Below are 18776 nucleotides of genomic sequence, written 5' to 3'. Positions count from 1 at the left end.
CCAATCCCGGAGCCCGAGTTCGCATGAGCGATCAAACGCCAGGCGCCCGCTTTCGCAGGCTGGTCGCCGACAATCCGCCGCTGCAGGTCGTCGGCACGATCAACGCCTATTCCGCGCTGCTGGCCGAGCAGGCCGGTCACCAGGCCATTTATCTGTCGGGCGGCGGCGTGGCCAATGCTTCCTACGGTCTGCCGGATCTCGGTATCACGCAGCTGGCCGACGTCCTCGAAGATGCGCGTCGCATCACCGCGATCAGCGACCTGCCGCTTCTGGTCGACGTCGATACGGGCTGGGGCAGCGCGTTCAACATCGCGCGCACCGTCCGTGAAATGGAACGCGCCGGCGTCGCCGCGATCCATCTCGAGGACCAGGTGGCGGCCAAGCGCTGCGGGCACCGCCCCAACAAGGCACTGGTCAGCCCCGAGGAAATGGCCGACCGCGTTCGGGCCGGTGTGGACGCGCGCTGCGACGACTCGTTCGTGTTCATGGCCCGGACCGACGCTTATGCCGGAGAGGGCATGGCGGCGGCCGTGGATCGCGCCAATCTCTATGTCGAGAGCGGCGCCGACATGATCTTCGCCGAGGCGTTGCACACGCTCGAGGAGTTCGGCGAGTTCGCCCGCCAGGTGAACGTACCGGTATTGGCCAACATCACCGAGTTCGGCAAGACACCGCTGTTTTCCGTCGAGGAGCTGCGCGAGGCCGGGGCCGGGCTTGTGCTGTACCCGCTATCGGCATTCCGCGCCATGAGCAAGGCGGCACTGATGGTCTACGAGGCGATCGGTCGCGACGGCCACCAGAAGAACGTGGTCGATGCCATGCAGACGCGCGATGAACTATACGAAGTGCTCGGCTACCACGAGTTCGAGCAGAAACTGGATCAGTTGTTCAGCAAGGAGTCGTCATGACCGAGAAGAAACCCGGAGCCGGCCTGCGCGGCCAGTCGGCCGGCCAGACCGAGATCTGCACTGTCGGCGCGTCCGGCAACAGCCTGCGCTATCGCGGATACGCCGTCGACGAGCTGGCCGAGAAGGCCTCGTTCAACGAAGTCGCCCACCTGATTCTCAAGGGCCATCTTCCCAATCAGGACGAGCTCGACGCCTACACCAGCCGACTGAAGGCGCTGCGCGGGCTGCCCGATGCCCTAAAGGAAGTGCTCGAGCGGATTCCGGCCAACGCTCATCCGATGGACGTGCTGCGAACCGGTTGCTCCTTCCTGGGCAACCTCGAGACGGAAGAGAGCTTCGACGATCAGCAGGACATGGCCGATCGCCTGCTGGCGACCTTCCCGTCGATGATCACCTACTGGTATCGCTACAGCCACGACGGCAAGCGTATCGATGTTGAAACCGACGATGACAGCATCGGCGGTCATTTCCTGCACCTGCTGCACGGCAAGGCGCCGAGTGAACTGCATGCACGGGTGATGGACGTGTCGCTGATTCTCTACGCCGAGCACGAGTTCAACGCCTCGACCTTCACGGCGCGCGTGTGCGCCTCGACCCTGTCGGACATGCACAGCTGCGTGACCGGCGCGATCGGTTCGCTCCGGGGGCCGCTGCACGGCGGCGCCAACGAGATGGCGATGGCCATGCTCGAGAAATACCACTCGCCCGAACAGGCGCGCGAGGACGTCCTGCGCAAGCTCGAGGAAAAAGAGAAGATCATGGGCTTCGGTCACGCCGTCTACCGCGAGAAGGACCCGCGTAACGCCATCATCCGCGAGTGGTCGCGCAAGCTGGCCGAAGACGTCGGCGACGACACCTTGTTCCCGGTCTCGGAAATCGTCGAGAAGACCATGTGGGACGAGAAGAAGCTGTTCGCCAACGCCGACTTCTACCACGCTTCCGCCTACCATTTCATGGGCATTCCGACGAGTTTGTTCACACCCATCTTCGTGATGTCGCGCGTGACCGGCTGGTGCGCCCATATCATGGAGCAGCGCGCCAACAACCGCATCATCCGACCGGGTGCCGATTACATCGGTCCGGAGGATCGGTCGGTGCCGTCGATCGACCAGCGCCAGTAGGGTAACGGGGCCGGGCACAGCCCGGCTCTTTGCCCGGTCAAATTCGAAATTCGAAGCACCAGTTTTCGCAGCTGCTTTCGGATTTGGTGCTTCTTGTTTCGGATTTGCCCTATCTCTATCCTCCTCGCCGCGACATCGCCGCCGTCAGGATCAGGCGCAGCGCGTCCTCGAAGGGCAGGTCCACCGGCTCGCACCATTCCTTCGGCACAAAGATCGTGTAGCCCGCCACCTGGTAGCTCAGCGGCAGGTAGACGGCGACCTCGCCTTCCTCGCCGAAGGGCAGGTTGGAAAAGTCCTCGCGGGTGATGAAACCCATCATGCCGATCTTGAAGTCCGGGTGGCGCACCATTACCGCCTGGCTGAAGCGTTCAGCGTCGTCGCTCGAAAAATACTCGACGAAGTCCTTGGTGGCGCGGAAGACGGACTTGATGACCGGCATGCGGTCGAGGATGGCCTCGCCGAGATCGATCAGCTTGCGGAACAGCCAGACCTGGCTGAGCAAGCCGATCGCCATCACCACCAGTATGCCGCCGACCAGGCCCATGCCGGTGATGTACCAGTCTTCCGGCAGGACGAGCTTGATCAGCGAACCGATTCCGCGTTCGGCGATGCCGGCCAACCAGAGGACGATCAGCAGCGTGAGCGCGATCGGAATGATCGTGCCCAGGCCCTTGAGGAACAGGCGAACCAGACGCGCAACCGTGCCGTCGTGCTCAGAGCTCATCGATCTGCTTCCTGAGTTTTTCGCGCTGGTCGGTGACGATGCGCTCCAGTGTTTCGATGCGCTCGCGCAGTTCGATCTCGACGCGCTCGAAATGCTCACGGTCGACACCCTGGCCGCGGCGGGATTCGAACCAGTGGCGGGCGACCGCGACGATTCCGATAATGGCAGCGATGGCGACCATGGCGGAAAACAGGTTCATTCTCGGTTCTCCTTCGGCTTCAGGAATTCAGGGGCGGCTTTCGGGGAGTTGGTGCCAGTCTTCCGGTTCCGCCGACGGCCGTCCTGCCGGTATGCGTTCCATCAGGTGACAGAGACAGTCCTGCCGTATGACGCGCTCGTCGGTGGTGAGCATGGCCGGCATCATGGGCCTGCTGGTGAGGATATCGCCTTTGATCACGCTGAACCAGAGGGCGGATGCGTCGACTTCCTCGTGCCCGCGCACCAGGAGTGCAGGGTCCACCGGTGCGTTGACGTGGCCCAAACGGGTGCCGGGCGGCAGCTCGCGAAAGTTGAGCTGGTCGAGGTCTTCGCGCAACACGATGTCCGAGCCGTCCGGGCTGAAACTGAAGGAGTGTGCCGGCGGCAGGTTGACGGTTGCCACCATCTGGAAGAGCTCGATATCTTCCGGCGCCGGCGGTCGGGGGTCCAGCTCCTCGGCGTTGATGATCGACGAGAGGTAGGAAAGGGCGTGGTCGGCGCCGTCGAGCCGGGAGGGCGGCCCGCACTCGAGCGTCACCGCCGGGCAGAACTCGCCGAAGGCCATGGACTGGACGCCGCGGGGTTGGGTGAAGTAGAGGACGGTTCGCGAAAACAGCGAAGCGAGGCGCAGGTGTGCCGGGTCGGTTCGATTGATCGCGGCGTAGTGCGGGTTTTCTCCGGTGTTGTTGTGGATGTCGATGCTGGCCAGGGGCTTCTGGGCGCGAACGTGTCCGGTGATCCGCTCGAAGAGCCGGTGGACGTCTCCGGCTTCGGTGTCCGATCCGGGCCAGCAGCGGTTGTAGTCGGGCTGGTCGGAGAGGTAGCGGCGGTTGCGTGAGGCGGCGCGAACGTTGGCGATCAGCAGGATCAGGCTGCGCGGCAGCGGGTCCCGGGCGTAGCGGCCCTTGAGCAGGCGCCTGACGGCCTCCCAGCCGGAGATCTCGTTGCCGTGCTGGAGCACGGACACGAACAGGGGTCGCGGGCGTCGCCCCGGGAGGTGAAGCAGGGTGGGCCCGTCAAGGACTTCATGCAGTCGACTGGCGGGCCGGTCGAGCAGGCCGTCGGGAAGGTGGTCGAGGATTGTCGGTTCCATACCGGGAGATAACGTAACCGCTTCCCGTCCCGGTGGAAAGACCTGTTATCGTCGGGAATGGGAACTCGCCGCGATTCTGGGCGGTCTTGAAAAATCGCGGGCCTGGCCCTATTGCGCGGAGGCGGCTCGTGTTCAACAACCAACACAAGAGAACGGACGGATGCTTGCAGCCAGGAATCTGACCCGTCGATTCGGCACCTTACTGGCCGTCGACGATATTTCCTTCGAGGTGGAACCCGGAACCGTGCTCGGCTTCCTTGGCCCCAACGGGGCCGGCAAATCCACCACCATGAAGATGCTCACCGGCTTCCTTTCCCCGACATCCGGAACGGCCGAGGTCTTCGGTCACGACATTCGCCGGGATTCGGTGGCGGCGCGAACGATGATCGGCTACCTCCCCGAGGGGGCACCGCTGTACGGTGAGCTGACGGTCTCGCAGTTGCTGCAGTTCATCGCCGACGCCCGCGGGTTTTCCGGACCGGAGCGCGACCGGCGCGTTGCCGACGCGGCCGCCCGGCTGGAACTGGGTGGCGTGATGGAGCAGACCATCGAAACCCTGTCGAAAGGGTTCAAGCGCCGGGTCGGCCTGGCGCAGGCCATCCTGCACGATCCGCCGGTGCTCATCCTCGACGAGCCGACCGACGGGCTCGATCCCAACCAGAAGCAGCAGGTGCGCCACCTCATCCGCGAAATGGCGCCCGACAAGATCATCGTCATCTCCACGCATATCCTCGAAGAGGTCGATGCCCTGTGCAGCAGAGCGATGATCATCGCCCGGGGACGGCTTCTTGCCGACGACACGCCGGCCGGCTTGCTGACTCGTTCGCGCTACCACAACGCCGTGACCCTGCATGTCGATGATCCCGAGCGTTCCGCCTCCCGCCTGGGCCGTCTCGACGAGGCGCGCGAAGTCGAGGTGCGCAACGCGCGCGTCACCGTCTTTCCCTCCGGCCGGGGCAATCTCTTCCAGGCCGTCAGCCGCCTGATCGAGGCGGAGGGCTGGGAGGTTCAGCAGCTCCAGTACGAACCCGGCAGGCTCGACGAGGTATTCCGCACGATCACGCGCGAGGAGGCGGCATGAACCTGAAGAACGTCCGGACCATCATGCGCCGGGAGCTCGTGGGCTATTTCGCCACGCCGGTCGCCTACGTCTTCATCGTGATATTTCTGGTGATGTCATCGGCCTTCACCTTCTACCTCGGCGGCTTCTATGAGCGCGAGATTGCCGACCTGGAGCCGTTCTTCCGTTTCCACCCCTGGCTCTACCTGTTCCTGGTTCCGGCCGTGGGCATGCGCTTGTGGGCCGAGGAGCGCAAATACGGCACGGTGGAGCTGCTGCTCACTCTGCCGCTGACAATCGGGGAGGCCGTGCTCGGGAAGTTTCTCGCCGCCTGGTTGTTCGTCGGCCTGTCCCTGGCCCTGACCTTTCCGATCTGGATCACGGTCAATATCCTCGGCAATCCGGACAACGGGGTGATCGTGGCTGCCTATGTCGGCAGCTGGTTGATGGCCGGCGGCATGCTGGCGATCAGCGAGGCCCTCTCGGCCGTGACGCGCAACCAGGTCGTGGCCTTCATTCTGTCGGTCGTGGTCTGCTTCGGTTTCCTGCTTTCGGGCTTGCCGATGGTGCTCGACCTGTTCCGGGCCTGGATGCCCCAGGTGCTGCTCGACGGCGTGGCCAATCTGAGCTTCCTGGTTCACTTCAACTCGATCTCTCGCGGCGTGATTGACCTGCGCGATCTCGTCTACTTCGCCCTGGTCATCGGCTTCTGGCTGCTGGCCAACCGCATCGTGCTCGAACTGAAGAAGGCGGACTAGTGTACCCCGTCACTCATTGTGTAACTTATAGAGCGCGCCTGAGCCGGCAGTGCAAGGCGCGACCCGCAGTGAATGGCGGGCCCCTTTACAAGGGTCGCAATGCCGCAATGTCGGTTCAGGCGCGCTCCCGAAGGGCGAGCCGGAAAGCGTTCATCTGCGGCGTTCTGTCTCTTGAAAATGGCACCACCATTCCCTGCGAGATAGGCCTTGCAGCTAAACGCTTTCCGACTCGCTATAAGCTACAGAATGAGTGACGGGGTACACCAATGAAGAATGTCTACAGTGCAACCGGGCTGGTGCTGCTCGCGATCCTGTTCCTGGCGCTGACCATCCTCGGAGGCGCCGCCCTGCAGGGCATGCGGATCGACCTGACCGAGCAGGGGCTGTACACGCTCAGCCCGGGAACCGAGAACATCCTCGAGGATCTCGAAGAGCCGGTGACGCTGGAGTTCTACTTCAGCGAGGAGGCCAGTTCCGACTTGCCCATGGTGCGCAACTTCGCCCGCCGCGTGCAGGAACTGCTCGACGAAATGGCAGAGCAGGCCGACGGCAATCTTCGCGTGCGCCGCATCGATCCGGAGCCCTTCAGTGAGGCCGAGGATCAGGCCGCAAGCTACGGGCTGGAGGCCGTGCCGGTGGGCAGCGGCGGCGACAGCCTGTACCTGGGAATCGTCGGCACCAACATGATCGACGGCCTGGAGGTCCTGCCCTTCATCTCGCCGGCACGCGAGCAGTTTCTCGAGTACGAACTGGCCCGCATGGTCTACCTGCTGAGCCGCCCCGACAAGCCGCGTGCCGCACTCTTGAGCGGGATCGACATGGATGGGGGCATGGACATGGCAACCGGCCAGAGGCGCGAACCCTGGGCGATCCACGATCAGATCAACGAAATGTTCGAGGTCGAAACGGTCAACGCCGACGACGAGGCGCTTCCCGACGAGCTCGACGTGCTGGTGCTGGTGCACCCGCAGGGTCTTTCGGATTCCCTGCTGGCCGATATCGAGCGCTTCCTGGCAGAAGGCGGGCGGCTGCTGGCTTTCGTCGATCCCTATGCCGAATCGGCCACACCAGACAATCCCAACGATCCCATGGCGGCCATGAACATGGAGCGCTCCTCCAACCTCGAGGCGCTGTTCGACGCCTGGGGTATCGATTTTTCGGCGGACCGTTTCGTCGCCGACGCGGGACTGGCGCTGCAGGTCAACACCGCACAGAGCCAGCGCCCGGTCCGCCATGCCGGCATCCTCGGAGCAACTGCCGACAATATGAACGCCGACGACGTGATCACCGGCGAACTGGACGCGGTCAATCTCGCCAGCGTCGGGCGGCTCGAACTGACCGAGGAAAGCCCGCTCGAGATGGACTTTCTGATGCAATCCAGCCAGCAGGCCGGACTGATGGAAACCCGGCGCCTTCAGTTTCTCTCCGATCCCGCGCAACTGATGGACCAGATGGGCGCCACCGGTGAGCGCTACACGCTGGCGGCAAGGTTCAGTGGGGACGTGCCTCGGGTCATGACCGACGAAGGCCAGGGCGACGAAGGCGCGGACAAGGAGCGAGCCTCTGCGGACGCGTCGTCGCGCTATCCGCTCAACGCGATCGTGGTCGCCGATGTCGACATGCTCGCCGACCGTTACTGGGTTTCGCGCCAGCGCTTCTTCGGCACGACCATGCTCGAGCCCTTCGCCGACAACGGCGATTTCGTCATCAACGCCATCGATAACCTCATCGGCAATGCCGACCTCATCAGCGTTCGTTCGAGGGCGACATCGAACCGACCCTTCACGCTGGTCGAATCCCTGCGCCGAGAGGCCGAGCAGAATCTGCGCGCCACCGAACAGCGCCTGGAAGCGGAGCTGGCCGAAGCCGAGCAGCGGTTGACCGAACTGCAGCAGGCGCGGGGGGATACCGACCTGGACATCCTGACCGAAGAGCAGGAAGCCGAGATCGACCGATTCATGGACAAGCGGCTGGAAATCCGTCGGCAGCTGCGCCAGGTGCGCCGGGAACTCGACGAGGAGATCGAGGCCCTGGGTACCCGCATCAAGATCGTCAACATCGCCCTTATGCCGGTGCTCGTGACGCTGTTCGCCCTGGCCATGGCCTGGCGCCGAAGACGCCTGCGACGGGTGCGCGCTTCCCGGGAAGGAGGTCATGCATGAACGTCCGCAACCTGCTCATACTGGCAACGGCCACGCTGCTTGCCGTGGTGCTGGCACTGTTGCTTGTCGACCGGGCGGACGAACCTGGTTCCGCTGAGCGTGACGGTGAACTGCTGCCCGGACTGGCCGCGCGTGTCAACGATATCGATGCCATGGAGATCGTCGCCCCCGACGGCCGGACGGTGGCCACCCTTCATCGGGCGCGAGAGCGATGGCGCATGCGCGAGAAGCACGATTACGAAGCGGATTTCGCCCGAATTCACGGCCTGCTTCGGGAACTGTCCGAGGCTCGAAGGCTGGAAGCGCGCACCGCCAATCCGGAATGGTACTCGCGCCTCGGCGTGGCGGCCCCGGGCGAGGAAACCGGCGGCGGAACCTTGCTGCGCTTTCCCGACAGCGACTTGCCCTCGCTGATCCTCGGCAAGCGGGATCCGGCGGAAATCGGTCGTTACGTGCGACTGGAAGGACGGGAGCAGGCCTGGCTGGCCGGCCGGACCCTGGACGTTCCGCTAGAGCGGATGGCGTGGCTCGAGCGCGCCATCATGGACATCCCGGCCCCCGAAATCCGTGAAGTGTCGGTGCGGCATCCAGGTGATGAGAACGTCGAGCTGCGGCCCGGTGATGCGGAGGGCAGTGTCTGGGTCATGCTCGACCCGCCCGCCGATCGTGAAGTCAAGCAGGCCTGGCAGTTGCGGCAGACGGCCAACGCCTTGGCCAAGCTCAATATGGCCGACGTGCGGCCCCACGAGCCGACATCGGTGCCCGCGGACGCGGTGGAGACCTTGTTCACGACACGCGACGGCATGGTCTTCTCGGCGACCACGTTTTCCGACGAGGCAGGTGACTGGGTGCACTTCCGGGTAGCCGGGGAGGAGGCCGCTACCGGATCCGGGTCGTCTCAGGACCCTGCGACCGCAGAAGGCGAGGGCGGGTCGGTGACCGCCGAGGAGGCTGCCGGAGTCGAGATCGACATCGTCGCCGTCGACGGGCGACTGTCGCCCTGGCAGTTCGCGCTGGAGGCCGATCGCTTCGATCGTTTGAGGCCGTCGGTGGAGGATCTGCTCGTGGCCCCGGAAGGCGCCAGCGAAGAATAGCCGGACTGCGCCTCCCGGTGCGCTCAATCCCTTTCGCCGGCCCGTGGCGGGGCGAGCAATTCGGGCTCGATGGCGGCGAAGATCCCGGCCAGCTCCTCGAGAAAGTCGGCGAGCGCCGAGGACTTGCGCCAGACCATGGCGATGGTGCGTTTCGGCCCCGGCTCGGCAAACGGTCGGGTGACGAGATTGTCGGTATTGGCCAGGGGCGGCTTGACCGACAGGGTCGGCATCAGGGTGATGCCGGTATTTGCCGCGACCATATGCCGCAGGGTCTCCATGCTGGTGGCGTGGAAATCGAGTTGTTCGTGCGCGCCGGTGAGCTGGCAGACTTCCAGGGCCTGCTCGCGCAGGCAGTGTCCGTCCTCGAGCAGGAGCAACTCCTGGTCCGCGAGGTCTTCCATCCGGACCTGCGGCTTGGCCGCGAGCGGGTGGTTTTCCGGCAGGGCGAGCACGAACGGTTCCTCGAAGAGCGTCCGGCTTTCCAGCCAGTCCTCCGACACCGGCAGGGCCAGCAGCCCGGCATCCAGCTTGCCATCGCCCAGCATGCGAATGACATCCTCGGTTTTTTCCTCGTACAGCCGAAGGGTCAGACGGGGGAAGGTCTGTCGCACATTCGGAATGACGTGCGGCAGGAAGTAGGGTGCCAGGGTGGGGAAGATCCCGATGCGAACCGTGCCGCTGTGGGGGTCCCGCGATCGCCGCGCGATGGCGCGGATGGCTTCCATCTCCCCGAGGAGCGTGCGCGCGCGGCCCACGATTTCTTCGCCGACCGGCGTCAGCATCACCTGCCTCGGGTGACGTTCGACCAACTGGACTTCCAGCTCGTCTTCCAGTTTCCGGATCTGCGTACTCAGCGTCGGCTGGCTGACGTGGCAGCGCTCTGCCGCGCGCGAAAAGTGGCGAACGTCGGCCAACGCGATGAGGTATTGAAGGGCGCGAAGGTTCATGGCCCGAATCATATCAAGTAACTATGGAGGGCATTGGGACAATCAATTTGAAAAGGCTTGCCTCCGCCCCGATCCTAGTGACCGGCGAGGCAAAGTTGCCTGCCGGATGGATCAATTCAAGTGTTTGAAATAAAAGGAGTTCCAATAAAATGCTGACGATTGGTGACAAGTTCCCCAACTATAAGCTGAAGGCCACCGTGACCACGGACATGGAGTCCGCCTTCACCGATATCGACAACAGTAGCTACGAAGGCAAGTGGCAGCTGGTGTTCTTCTATCCGAAGGACTTCACCTTCGTTTGCCCGACGGAAATCAAGGCCTTCAGCGACCTGGCCGACGAGTTCGCCGATCGCGACTGCCAGGTGCTTGCCGCGAGCACGGATACCGAATTCGTGCACCTGGCCTGGCGCCAGCATCACGAAGATCTCAAGGATCTCCAGATCCCGATGCTCGCCGACGTCAAGCGCGAGCTGAGCTCCGCGCTGGGCATCCTGCATCCGGAAGAGGGTGTGGCCACGCGCGCCACCTTCCTGGTGGATCCGCAGGGCATCATCCGCCACGTGTCCGTCACCGACATGAGCGTCGGCCGCAACCCCAAGGAAGTGCTGCGCATTCTCGACGCGCTGCAGACCGACGAACTCTGTCCCTGCAACTGGCAGCCGGGCGACGACGTTCTCCAGGCGGCCTGAGTCGGCTTGAAGCGACGCGACGCGTCGCATCGAGTCGCCCAGGGAAGCCGCGTCCGCCGGGCGCGGCTTCCCGGCCCTTCCGGCAATTGCCCAAGCGCGAGGGGCGCAGGGCGACCCGGGACGGTCTGAAATCCACGCATTCCAGAGAAGCGAGTGATTCCATGAGTATCGACAGCATCAAGCGACAGATTCCCGACTACGCCAAGGATCTGCGCATCAATATCGGCAATGTCCTCGATCCCGAACGCGCACCAGACGGCATGTCGGCCGAGCAGGTGTTCGGCACCGCCCTGGCGACCGCCATCGCCAGCCGCAACCAGGAGCTGCTCGCGTCAATCGAGGGGGAAGTCACGCCGAAGCTCGGTGAGGAATGGCTCAACGCCGCGAAAGCCGCTGCCGCGATCATGGGCATGAACAATGTCTACTACCGTTTCGTCCACCTGGCATCCAACGAAGAGTACGGCAGCATGCCGGCCGGACTTCGGATGAGCGTCATCGGTCGACCCGGCATCGACAAGGCCGACTTCGAGTTGATGTCGCTGGCCGTCTCCGCGGTCAACGGCTGCGGGCTGTGCATCGACAGCCACGAAAAGGTCCTCAAGCAGGCCGGGGTGGGCAGCGATGTCGTCCAGCACGCCGTACGCATTGCCTCGGTGATGCACGCCGTGGCCACGGTCTTCGACGCCGAGGGCCTGTCGGGCGGTGTGAAGGCGGCTGCATGAGCCCGGTGTATTCTTCCGATTGATGGTTGTGCCATGGGTTCGTGCCCCGAACCCTTGTTCGAGCCTCGCGACTTCGCGGGGCTCTTTTTTGTCCCGTCGCCGGCCCGTCGCTCCGATATACTGCCTGGATGGACGCTCAGCCTGACCGCATCGCGCAGTCGATAACGCGCATCACCAAGCTGGTGTTCCCCCAGGACACCAATCCAATCGGCACGCTCTACGGCGGCACCGCCCTGCAGTGGATGGATGAGGTGGCCTTCCTGACGGCCACGCGGTTCGCGCGCTGCCAGGTAGTCACCGTCTCGATGGATCGCGTGGACTTCAAGGTGCCGATTCCCCAGGGCGCAATCGTGGAATTGATCGGCGAGGTCACCCGCGTGGGGCGGACCTCGGCGACCGTTCGAGTCCAGATCATGCTCGAGAATGCTCGCAGCGGCGAGCAGAAGCTGGCCATCGAGGGGCACCTGGCCATGGTGGCCGTCGACGACGACATGGAGCCGATTCCCGTCGATCCGGGCGCGCGCCTCGCCTGACGCTTTCAGGGGCTCGCCAGCTCCGAAACCGCTCGGCGTGTTGCCTCCTCCAGCTTGTCGCGCTGCCTGAGCAGGTCCCCGCCGACGAGGACGGCGTAATCCGGTCCATGGCGTCTGCCGGCTTCGCCCACCGATTCGAGCCGCTTGCCCCCGCCCGTGCACGGCAGGGTGGGGCGCAGAGGCTCCATGGATTTCGTCAGGGCCCGGCAGGTCGCTCGTTCATCGTCGTGGCCCGAGCTGATCCGTCCCCCGCTGCCGGGGAAAATGCTGATGTCCGCGCCGGCCGCGCGCACAAGGGTGCCGAGCAGCACCTCGGTGCTCACGCCGCGGTCGTCCGGTTCGGTCATGCTGCCGGCCATGGCCGGATGAGCCAGCCACATCAGGTCGAATTCCCGTGCTGCCGCGGCGGCCGATTCCAGGCCCATCACCCAGGGGCAGAGCACGACACCGTGGAGGCCGGCTTCCGAGACGGCTTCGAGTTGCCGTTTCAGGTGATCGCCGCTGCCGGCGGCATGCGGCAAATAGAGGCACCTTCTCCCGGTCATTTCCTGCGCCTTTTCAATCGACTGGCTGCATAACCTTATTCTTTTTCTGAATGCCTGAACGTCGCTTTCGACCAGGTTCTGATCGTCCTTGAGCAGGTCGCCGCCGCCGCGCGCGAAGCGCAGGGCGAGATCCGCCAGTTGCTCCGGGCGACTGCCCCGGGGCTTGAGCACGGTCATCAGCATGGCTCGGTTGCCGGCGCCGTTGAGTTCGCGGATTCGATCGATGCCGCCCGACGGCCCGGGCAGTGCCTGAAGCAACGCTTCGGGCAGGGCCAGCTCCGTCAGTCGAATGCGGGGATAGAAGGAGACATTACCGTAGAGGAGTTGCAGGAGCTGGCCGATCTGATCGCTCGCCAGTTCCGCGGGGTAGCCGATGCGCATCGCCCAGCGACCCTCCTCGATGTGTTGTACCTCGAGCACACGTCCCAGAAGCCGCTCGCGGATCGATTCGGGAATCAGCTCCGGCACGATCTCGAGACTCTGTTCTCGCGCCACGGCCTCGGCGAGTTCGGGTACGGCTCGATCGGGCCGCGTGGCGACGTAGGTCGCTTCGATCAACGGACTTGCCATGATTGCGCTCCGGTGGGCGTCTCCGACCGCTTACAATAACGCCTTTCGACCATACCCCAGCTGCCAGCCCATGACTGCCAACAAGCGTGTTCTCACCGGCATCACCACGACCGGCACCCCGCATCTCGGCAACTACGTCGGTGCGATCAAGCCGGCGGTCGTGGCCAGCCGCGACGCCGCAACGGATTCGTTCTACTTCCTGGCCGACTACCACGCCCTGGTCAAGTGCGAGGATCCGGCCCGCGTGCAGCAGTCGACGCTGGAGATCGCCGCGACCTGGCTCGCCCTGGGACTGGATACCTCGCGCTCGGTTTTCTACCGCCAGTCGGACATCACCGAGATTCCGGAACTGACCTGGCTTCTGACCTGCGTGACGGCCAAGGGGCTGATGAACCGCGCCCACGCCTACAAGGCGGCCGTCGACGACAACGTCGGCGCGTCCGATGACCCCGATTACGGCATCACCATGGGCCTGTTCTGCTATCCGGTCCTGATGGCGGCCGACATCCTGATGTTCAACGCCAACATCGTGCCGGTGGGCAAGGATCAGATCCAGCACCTGGAAATGGCGCGCGACATCGCCCAGCGCTTCAATCATCGCTACGGCGAGCATTTCGTGCTGCCCGAGGCCCAGGTCGACGAGCACGTGGCCACGTTGCCCGGCACGGACGGGCGCAAGATGTCGAAGAGCTACGACAACACGATCCCCCTGTGGCTGCCGGAGAAGAAGCTCAGGAAGGCGATCATGAAGATCAAGACCAACTCACAGGAGCCCGGCGAGCCCAAGGATCCCGACAAGGCCGCCGTTTACTCGGTCTACGCCGCCTTCGCCAGCGAGCGCCAGCGAGGCGAGATGCGCCAGGCCTTTGCCGACGGTATCGCCTGGGGAGAGGTCAAGCAGCAGTTGTTCCAGCTGATCAATGCCGAACTCGAGGGGCCGCGCGAACGCTATGAGGCACTGATCAACAACCCGCACAAGGTCGAGCAGGAGCTCGAGCGGGGCGCAGAGAAGGCGCGCGAGCTCAGCCGGCCGTTCATCGCCGAGTTGCGCGAAGCCGTCGGCATTCGTTCGCTGGGATGAGCGAGGCGGCCGTATCCTGGCAGCCGCCGGAGCTGCCGGTCAGCGACGGACGGTCTTTCCCTGTCCGCCACGCCTGGTGCGTGGGGCGGAACTACGCCGATCATGCGCGTGAAATGGGTGTCGATCCCGAGCGCTCGGCACCGGTGTTCTTTTCAAAGCCCGCCCAGGCGCTGGTCCACGCCGAGACCGTGATGTATCCGCCGGATACCGCCGAGCTTCACCACGAGGTGGAGCTGGTGGTGCTTCTGGCCTCCGGTGGTCGGAATCTGACGCCGGAGCAGGCGGCCGCGGCGGTCTTCGGCTATGCCGCGGGGGTGGACTTGACCCGGCGCGACGTGCAGACCCGCGCCAAGCAGGCCGGCCAGCCATGGGAAATGAGCAAGGGCTTCGACCAGGCAGGGCCGGTCGGGCTGATTGTTCCCGCGCGTGACTGGCAGCCCGAAGCGGAAACCGCCATCGCTCTTTCGGTGGACGGCCAGAGACGCCAGGCCGGTTGGCTCGGACAGATGATCTGGCCCGTTGCGGAGCTGCTGGCGCAGCTCTCGCGCACAGTCACGCTGGCCGCCGGCGATGCGGTGTTTACCGGTACGCCCGCGGGGGTTTCGGCGCTGGCGCCGGGCGAGCGCGTATGCGCCCGTGTGGAGGGGCTGCCGGAACTCGATTTCGAGATCGTCGCTTCCTGAAGCGTAGTGGCTGCGCTGCCCGGGATGGTCGAGCTGGCATGGGTGGGGTTGGGCAGTGCGCTGGGCGCGGTCGCCCGCTTCGGCCTGGGCGAGTGGTTGCTGCGCAGCGGATTCACGTACCCCTTGGCCACCACGCTGGCGGTCAATCTCAGCGGCTGCCTTGCGGCGGGTGCGCTCGCGGGCTCCCTCGAAACGTCCGGCACGCTCGTGTCCGGGTTTCTGCTTGGCGGCTTCCTGGGCAGTTACACGACGGTTTCTACGTTCAGCATGGAGACCGTGGGTCTGTGGCAGTCCCGACGCCGGGTGGCGGCAGCGGGCTATGTGCTGGTTTCGATCGCCGGCGGGCTGCTCTTTGCCCTGGCGGGTCGCATGGTCGCGGCGGGAATCGGCTCGTGAACGCGGGCGTATCTCCCGGTGTTTATGCGGCGGTGGCGGCCGGGGGCGCCTTCGGCGGAATGCTGCGCGTGCTGGTGCTCGCGGCATGGGCGCCGGCGCCGGGCGGACTGCCGCTGGCCCTTCTGGGCGTCAATGCAGCCGGCTCATGCCTGATCGGCCTGGTTCTGGCCTTCAGTGAGCCGGGCCGAATCCGCAGGCTGCCGCCGGGCCTTTCAGTGGGCCTGATGGCCGGGTTCTGCGGGGCGTTGACGACCTTTTCGACCTTCAGCGTCGAGCTGCTTTCCCTGGAGGCGACCGGCGGCGTCCTGTACCTGGCCGTGTCGCTGGTTTGCTGGTTGGGCGCGGCGGCGATCGGCCTGGTCGTCGGAAGAAGAATCAACCGGCCGCCCGAGGGCGGCTGCAAAGGCAATTGCATGAACCGGAGAACCCGATGCTGATCGATGCGCTGATCCTGCTTCCCGTCACGCTTTTCCTGCTGTGGCTCTACGCCTACTCTGGGCCACGCGGTCTCCGCGGCGGCGCCTGGCTGGCCGACCGGCTTCCCGCGGCCCTGGCGGTCATCCTGGCGGCCGCCGTGCTGGTCTGGCTTCACCTGACATTGGAGTTCGAGGATCTCAACCGCAACATCATCGCGGTGGTGTCAGCCTACCTGGTGCTGCTCACCGGGCTGGGCCTGGCCTGGCTGCTGCGCTGGCTGCGCTCGAGAGGTTGATATACTCCCGGCGAGGGTTTCCGTTTGGAGGAGCCGCGCCGGATGCATGGGAGACGGCCGCAATGATGCCCAACGGGTCGTATTCAGTCGACAGCTTGCTCAAGTTCCTCAAGTACGCGGGTATGGAGGGCTTGGTGAATCCGGCCTCGGCGCGCAGCCGCCGCAATGCCGTCGAGCAGCTCGCTTCCGAACTGACAGAGGAGGAGCGAGCTGATCTGCGCCGGGTCAATGTCGACGACCTGGCTTCGCGTTTTCACAAGCTCGAGGAGTCGAGCCTGCGCATGGAAGCACTCGAGTTGTATGCCGAGCGCTTCCGTCTGGCGCTGGCCGATTTCCTGTCCTGGAACGAGAATCCCGCTTCATTCGATACCGTGGGCGCAGAAAGACTGCGTGCTATCCCGAGAGGGGCGGGTGGCCGCAGCGGCATCGGCCCGGAGCAGGAAGTGGCCGAGCGAATTGCGCTGGAGTCCACGGAGAACCCTCTGAACGTGGTGCCGGTCGCCCTCGGGGAGAACCGGACGGTCCATATCGCCGGGCTGCCGCTCGATCTCAGCCGGGCCGAGGCCGACAAGGTCTGCCGGATCGTCCGGGCCTTCGCGACCGAACCGGGCAGAGGGGAGGACGGGGAATGAACCGGCTTGTCTGGGTTGCGCCGATGGTGCTGTTCGGCGTCATCGGTGTCGGATTGTGGCTTTATTTCATCAATCCGGCGCCCAGCAACCCCTTCCACGATGAACTGGTGCCCGAGCTCGTCGTGTTCTGCATCGAGGGCTTCATCCTGCTCGGCCTGTTGAGCCTGATTCAGCGCTCGCGCGAGCATGCGCGCCGCCAGGAGTTGTGGCTGAGTCTGAGGGGGTCATTCCGCGACCTGCTCTCGCTGCTCGATATCGCTTTTCTGGATCCGGAGGGTGAGCCCAGCCCATCGAAGGAACTCGAAACCGAACCGGGCGTGATCGATCGTCTCCTGTCCGACCTGGACGAGCGTCATCCCGATCTCGACAGCCTGGTGGCCATCAAGAAGGAGGCCGAGGAGACCTTGTCGCTCACGCGCGACCTGGTCGCCGTGGCGGCCCAGCTTTCGGCCACGCACATGAACTGGTGGATCGCCATTGTCGACAGCATCCGCCGACTCTCCGAAGCGACCGACCGGCGGGGCATGGAGAAGGGGATCCACGAGATGCTGATCAATATCCGGGAATTCGATCGCCTGGAATTCTAAGCCGTCGCCCCTGGGCGAACGGCCGCCGCCTGGATACCGCCTTGCCGAGCTCCCCGGAAAGGCTCAGCCCTTCCCGCGCGTCTGGGTCTTGTTGTGGCGGGCGTTCTTTTCCATGAAGCCGATGATCATGCCGGCAACGTCCTTGCCGGTGGCCGTTTCGATGCCTTCCAGGCCGGGGGAGGAGTTGACCTCCATGACCAGCGGGCCGTGGTTGGAGCGCAGCAGGTCCACGCCGGCGACGTTCAGGCCCATGATCTTTGCCGCGCGCACCGCCGTGGAGCGTTCCTCCGGCGTGATCTTGATCAGGCTGGCCGAGCCGCCACGGTGCAGGTTCGAGCGGAATTCACCGGGCTGGGCCTGGCGCTTGATGGCGGCGACGACCTTGCCGCCGACGACGAAGCAGCGGATGTCGGCGCCGCCGGCTTCCTTTATGTATTCCTGCACCATGATCGAGACGTTCAGCCCCATGAAGGCCTCCAGCACCGACTCGGCGGCCTTCTTGGTCTCGCACAGCACCACGCCGATGCCCTGGGTGCCCTCGAGCATCTTGACCACCAACGGTGCGCCGCCGACCATCTGGATGAGGTCGCCGATGTCCTTGGTGGCGTAAGCGAATCCGGTCACGGGCAGGCCGAGTCCCTTGCGCGAGAGCAGCTGCAGGGAACGCAGCTTGTCCCGCGAACGGGTTACGGCCACGGACTCGTTGAGGGGAAAGGTGCCCATCATTTCGAACTGCCGCAGCACGGCCGTGCCGTAGAAGGTGATCGACGAGCCGATGCGCGGAATGACCGCGTCGAAGGGTTCGATCTGGTCGCCGCGGTAATGGATGGTCGGGCGATGCGAGGCGATGTTCATGTAGCAACGCAGGGTGTCGACCACCTTGACGTCGTGACCGCGTTCTTCGGCGGCCTCGACCAGTCGACGAGTGGAGTAGATCCGGCGGCTGCGAGAGAGAATGGCGATGCGCATCGTTGACGACCCTCAGGCGGTATTCGACTACAGGCGGGGTTTGCCCTGGAGAAAGGTGCGTGCGGGATAGACCAGCGCATGATTTTCCATGGCGGTCCGGCCCAGGAGCATCCGATAGCGCATTCTCTCACGATTGGTCAGGGTGATGTCCACATCCCAGCGCGAGTGCCCCACGATCAGGGGCGTTCGGATGGTGATGCGTTCCTCCGGCTCGCCTGAAGTGTTACGGACGCGACGCATACGACGAACGTGCGCCTCGCAGCGCTGCCAGCGCATGTTCTCGTGCCGGCCGATCGGCACCCGAAACCTGGCATAGGGGACGCCGTCGCGGTCGAACTGCTCGATATCCATCGCGTGCAGGGCGCAGCTCTTTGCGCCGGTATCGACGCGAGCCCGAAGCTGGTTGATGCCCAGCTCGGGCAGGGCGACCCACTCGCAGGCCCCGATGATCATGTTTGGCGCGATGTGGCCTTTCATCATCTCTTGCCCCTTCGCAAGAACATTGAACCACGGAAGACACGGAATTCACGGACGTTGAAAGTTAACGAGTCAAGATATTCCGCGTTTTCAGTGACTTCCGTGGTTGCATGGT

General features: G+C 64.6%; 23 protein-coding genes. 16 read left to right on the top strand and 7 right to left on the bottom strand.

What is annotated here, in order from left to right:
- Positions 1-23 precede the first annotated feature (23 nt).
- Entirely contained in the window at positions 24-908 is an 885-nt protein-coding gene (gene prpB / locus DZC52_RS03100; protein WP_116649652.1) for a methylisocitrate lyase, read from the top strand.
- Positions 905-2029: a bifunctional 2-methylcitrate synthase/citrate synthase gene (prpC, locus tag DZC52_RS03095; RefSeq protein ID WP_116649651.1), complete on the top strand. Its 1125-nt coding sequence runs from the start codon at positions 905-907 to the stop codon at positions 2027-2029. Before prpB ends, prpC begins: the two co-directional genes overlap by 4 nt.
- A gap of 115 nt (positions 2030-2144) precedes the next feature.
- Here the strand turns inward: prpC and DZC52_RS03090 are convergent, their stop codons facing one another.
- Genes DZC52_RS03090 through DZC52_RS03080 form a run of 3 tightly spaced genes read right to left on the bottom strand, consistent with a single transcriptional unit; the run spans position 2145 to position 4044 of the window.
- Positions 2145-2753 carry a DUF502 domain-containing protein gene (locus DZC52_RS03090; protein WP_116649650.1) on the bottom strand — a complete coding sequence of 203 codons (609 nt, stop codon included), beginning with the start codon at positions 2751-2753 and terminating at the stop codon, positions 2145-2147.
- Positions 2743-2952 carry a hypothetical protein gene (locus tag DZC52_RS03085; RefSeq protein WP_116649649.1) on the bottom strand — a complete coding sequence of 70 codons (210 nt, stop codon included), beginning with the start codon at positions 2950-2952 and terminating at the stop codon, positions 2743-2745. The genes DZC52_RS03090 and DZC52_RS03085 overlap by 11 nt, the downstream gene beginning before the upstream one ends.
- 27 nt (positions 2953-2979) lie before the next feature.
- Entirely contained in the window at positions 2980-4044 is a 1065-nt protein-coding gene (locus DZC52_RS03080) for a M14 family metallopeptidase (protein ID WP_116649648.1), read from the bottom strand.
- Between the two features lie 160 nt (positions 4045-4204).
- Between DZC52_RS03080 and DZC52_RS03075 the strand changes: the two genes are divergently transcribed.
- The 4 genes from DZC52_RS03075 to DZC52_RS03060 all read left to right on the top strand — a co-directional run bounded on the left by DZC52_RS03075 (position 4205) and on the right by DZC52_RS03060 (position 9118).
- Positions 4205-5125: an ABC transporter ATP-binding protein gene (locus tag DZC52_RS03075; RefSeq protein ID WP_116649647.1), complete on the top strand. Its 921-nt coding sequence runs from the start codon at positions 4205-4207 to the stop codon at positions 5123-5125.
- Complete coding sequence (locus DZC52_RS03070; RefSeq protein WP_181918741.1) at positions 5122-5862, top strand: ABC transporter permease subunit; 741 nt, start codon at positions 5122-5124, stop codon at positions 5860-5862. Before DZC52_RS03075 ends, DZC52_RS03070 begins: the two co-directional genes overlap by 4 nt.
- Before the next feature lie 266 nt (positions 5863-6128).
- Positions 6129-8024, top strand: coding sequence for a GldG family protein (locus DZC52_RS03065; RefSeq protein WP_116649646.1), 1896 nt, complete (start codon positions 6129-6131; stop codon positions 8022-8024).
- Entirely contained in the window at positions 8021-9118 is a 1098-nt protein-coding gene (locus DZC52_RS03060) for a DUF4340 domain-containing protein (RefSeq protein ID WP_116649645.1), read from the top strand. Before DZC52_RS03065 ends, DZC52_RS03060 begins: the two co-directional genes overlap by 4 nt.
- A 23-nt stretch (positions 9119-9141) precedes the next feature.
- Here DZC52_RS03060 and DZC52_RS03055 read toward each other — a convergent pair whose 3' ends face one another.
- Entirely contained in the window at positions 9142-10065 is a 924-nt protein-coding gene (locus DZC52_RS03055; protein WP_116649644.1) for a LysR substrate-binding domain-containing protein, read from the bottom strand.
- A gap of 149 nt (positions 10066-10214) precedes the next feature.
- Between DZC52_RS03055 and DZC52_RS03050 the strand changes: the two genes are divergently transcribed.
- The 3 genes from DZC52_RS03050 (at position 10215) to DZC52_RS03040 (ending at position 12009) form a co-directional block, all read left to right on the top strand.
- A complete protein-coding gene (locus DZC52_RS03050) occupies positions 10215-10754 on the top strand; it encodes a peroxiredoxin (RefSeq protein ID WP_116649643.1) in 540 nt (179 codons plus the stop codon).
- A gap of 161 nt (positions 10755-10915) precedes the next feature.
- The gene (gene ahpD / locus DZC52_RS03045) at positions 10916-11476 is read left to right on the top strand and encodes an alkylhydroperoxidase, AhpD family (RefSeq protein WP_116649642.1); all 561 of its coding nucleotides are present in this window, start codon (positions 10916-10918) and stop codon (positions 11474-11476) included.
- Between the two features lie 128 nt (positions 11477-11604).
- Complete coding sequence (locus tag DZC52_RS03040) at positions 11605-12009, top strand: acyl-CoA thioesterase (protein WP_116649641.1); 405 nt, start codon at positions 11605-11607, stop codon at positions 12007-12009.
- A 5-nt stretch (positions 12010-12014) separates the two neighbouring features.
- Here DZC52_RS03040 and DZC52_RS03035 read toward each other — a convergent pair whose 3' ends face one another.
- The gene (locus DZC52_RS03035) at positions 12015-13124 is read right to left on the bottom strand and encodes a RuBisCO large subunit C-terminal-like domain-containing protein (RefSeq protein WP_116649640.1); all 1110 of its coding nucleotides are present in this window, start codon (positions 13122-13124) and stop codon (positions 12015-12017) included.
- 70 nt (positions 13125-13194) lie between these two features.
- Here DZC52_RS03035 and DZC52_RS03030 point away from each other — a divergent pair, with 70 nt between their 5' ends.
- From DZC52_RS03030 to DZC52_RS03000, 7 genes are all read left to right on the top strand, one after another.
- Positions 13195-14205 carry a tryptophan--tRNA ligase gene (locus DZC52_RS03030; protein WP_116649639.1) on the top strand — a complete coding sequence of 337 codons (1011 nt, stop codon included), beginning with the start codon at positions 13195-13197 and terminating at the stop codon, positions 14203-14205.
- A complete protein-coding gene (locus DZC52_RS03025; protein ID WP_116649638.1) occupies positions 14202-14888 on the top strand; it encodes a fumarylacetoacetate hydrolase family protein in 687 nt (228 codons plus the stop codon). The genes DZC52_RS03030 and DZC52_RS03025 overlap by 4 nt, the downstream gene beginning before the upstream one ends.
- A gap of 24 nt (positions 14889-14912) precedes the next feature.
- Positions 14913-15284 carry a fluoride efflux transporter FluC gene (locus tag DZC52_RS03020; RefSeq protein WP_116649637.1) on the top strand — a complete coding sequence of 124 codons (372 nt, stop codon included), beginning with the start codon at positions 14913-14915 and terminating at the stop codon, positions 15282-15284.
- Entirely contained in the window at positions 15281-15721 is a 441-nt protein-coding gene (locus tag DZC52_RS03015; RefSeq protein ID WP_116649636.1) for a fluoride efflux transporter FluC, read from the top strand. Before DZC52_RS03020 ends, DZC52_RS03015 begins: the two co-directional genes overlap by 4 nt.
- Complete coding sequence (locus DZC52_RS03010; RefSeq protein WP_116649635.1) at positions 15715-15996, top strand: hypothetical protein; 282 nt, start codon at positions 15715-15717, stop codon at positions 15994-15996. The genes DZC52_RS03015 and DZC52_RS03010 overlap by 7 nt, the downstream gene beginning before the upstream one ends.
- 62 nt (positions 15997-16058) lie before the next feature.
- Complete coding sequence (locus tag DZC52_RS03005; protein WP_116649634.1) at positions 16059-16628, top strand: hypothetical protein; 570 nt, start codon at positions 16059-16061, stop codon at positions 16626-16628.
- Positions 16625-17215: a hypothetical protein gene (locus DZC52_RS03000; protein WP_116649633.1), complete on the top strand. Its 591-nt coding sequence runs from the start codon at positions 16625-16627 to the stop codon at positions 17213-17215. The genes DZC52_RS03005 and DZC52_RS03000 overlap by 4 nt, the downstream gene beginning before the upstream one ends.
- A 63-nt stretch (positions 17216-17278) precedes the next feature.
- Here the strand turns inward: DZC52_RS03000 and rimK are convergent, their stop codons facing one another.
- Positions 17279-18184: a 30S ribosomal protein S6--L-glutamate ligase gene (gene rimK, locus DZC52_RS02995; protein ID WP_116649632.1), complete on the bottom strand. Its 906-nt coding sequence runs from the start codon at positions 18182-18184 to the stop codon at positions 17279-17281.
- A gap of 27 nt (positions 18185-18211) precedes the next feature.
- Positions 18212-18661, bottom strand: coding sequence for an ATP-dependent zinc protease family protein (locus tag DZC52_RS02990; protein ID WP_220338252.1), 450 nt, complete (start codon positions 18659-18661; stop codon positions 18212-18214).
- Between the last annotated feature and the right edge of the window lie 115 nt (positions 18662-18776).

The sequence above is a fragment of the Wenzhouxiangella sediminis genome, from assembly GCF_003410055.1.
Lineage (GTDB): Bacteria > Pseudomonadota > Gammaproteobacteria > Xanthomonadales > Wenzhouxiangellaceae > Wenzhouxiangella > Wenzhouxiangella sediminis.
Note: the sequence above shows the minus strand (reverse complement) of the source record. Positions and strands in the feature narration are given on the sequence as shown.

Bases quoted from the DNA above. Each gene is read 5' to 3' on its own strand.
- prpB (WP_116649652.1), top strand. From the start codon at position 24: ATGAGCGATCAAACGCCAGGCGCCCGCTTTCGCAGGCTGGTCGCCGAC.
- prpC (WP_116649651.1), top strand. From the start codon at position 905: ATGACCGAGAAGAAACCCGGAGCCGGCCTGCGCGGCCAGTCGGCCGGC.
- DZC52_RS03090 (WP_116649650.1), bottom strand. From the start codon at position 2,753: ATGAGCTCTGAGCACGACGGCACGGTTGCGCGTCTGGTTCGCCTGTTC.
- DZC52_RS03085 (WP_116649649.1), bottom strand. From the start codon at position 2,952: ATGAACCTGTTTTCCGCCATGGTCGCCATCGCTGCCATTATCGGAATC.
- DZC52_RS03080 (WP_116649648.1), bottom strand. From the start codon at position 4,044: ATGGAACCGACAATCCTCGACCACCTTCCCGACGGCCTGCTCGACCGG.
- DZC52_RS03075 (WP_116649647.1), top strand. From the start codon at position 4,205: ATGCTTGCAGCCAGGAATCTGACCCGTCGATTCGGCACCTTACTGGCC.
- DZC52_RS03070 (WP_181918741.1), top strand. From the start codon at position 5,122: ATGAACCTGAAGAACGTCCGGACCATCATGCGCCGGGAGCTCGTGGGC.
- DZC52_RS03065 (WP_116649646.1), top strand. From the start codon at position 6,129: ATGAAGAATGTCTACAGTGCAACCGGGCTGGTGCTGCTCGCGATCCTG.
- DZC52_RS03060 (WP_116649645.1), top strand. From the start codon at position 8,021: ATGAACGTCCGCAACCTGCTCATACTGGCAACGGCCACGCTGCTTGCC.
- DZC52_RS03055 (WP_116649644.1), bottom strand. From the start codon at position 10,065: ATGAACCTTCGCGCCCTTCAATACCTCATCGCGTTGGCCGACGTTCGC.
- DZC52_RS03050 (WP_116649643.1), top strand. From the start codon at position 10,215: ATGCTGACGATTGGTGACAAGTTCCCCAACTATAAGCTGAAGGCCACC.
- ahpD (WP_116649642.1), top strand. From the start codon at position 10,916: ATGAGTATCGACAGCATCAAGCGACAGATTCCCGACTACGCCAAGGAT.
- DZC52_RS03040 (WP_116649641.1), top strand. From the start codon at position 11,605: ATGGACGCTCAGCCTGACCGCATCGCGCAGTCGATAACGCGCATCACC.
- DZC52_RS03035 (WP_116649640.1), bottom strand. From the start codon at position 13,124: ATGGCAAGTCCGTTGATCGAAGCGACCTACGTCGCCACGCGGCCCGAT.
- DZC52_RS03030 (WP_116649639.1), top strand. From the start codon at position 13,195: ATGACTGCCAACAAGCGTGTTCTCACCGGCATCACCACGACCGGCACC.
- DZC52_RS03025 (WP_116649638.1), top strand. From the start codon at position 14,202: ATGAGCGAGGCGGCCGTATCCTGGCAGCCGCCGGAGCTGCCGGTCAGC.
- DZC52_RS03020 (WP_116649637.1), top strand. From the start codon at position 14,913: ATGGTCGAGCTGGCATGGGTGGGGTTGGGCAGTGCGCTGGGCGCGGTC.
- DZC52_RS03010 (WP_116649635.1), top strand. From the start codon at position 15,715: ATGCTGATCGATGCGCTGATCCTGCTTCCCGTCACGCTTTTCCTGCTG.
- DZC52_RS03005 (WP_116649634.1), top strand. From the start codon at position 16,059: ATGATGCCCAACGGGTCGTATTCAGTCGACAGCTTGCTCAAGTTCCTC.
- DZC52_RS03000 (WP_116649633.1), top strand. From the start codon at position 16,625: ATGAACCGGCTTGTCTGGGTTGCGCCGATGGTGCTGTTCGGCGTCATC.
- rimK (WP_116649632.1), bottom strand. From the start codon at position 18,184: ATGCGCATCGCCATTCTCTCTCGCAGCCGCCGGATCTACTCCACTCGT.
- DZC52_RS02990 (WP_220338252.1), bottom strand. From the start codon at position 18,661: ATGAAAGGCCACATCGCGCCAAACATGATCATCGGGGCCTGCGAGTGG.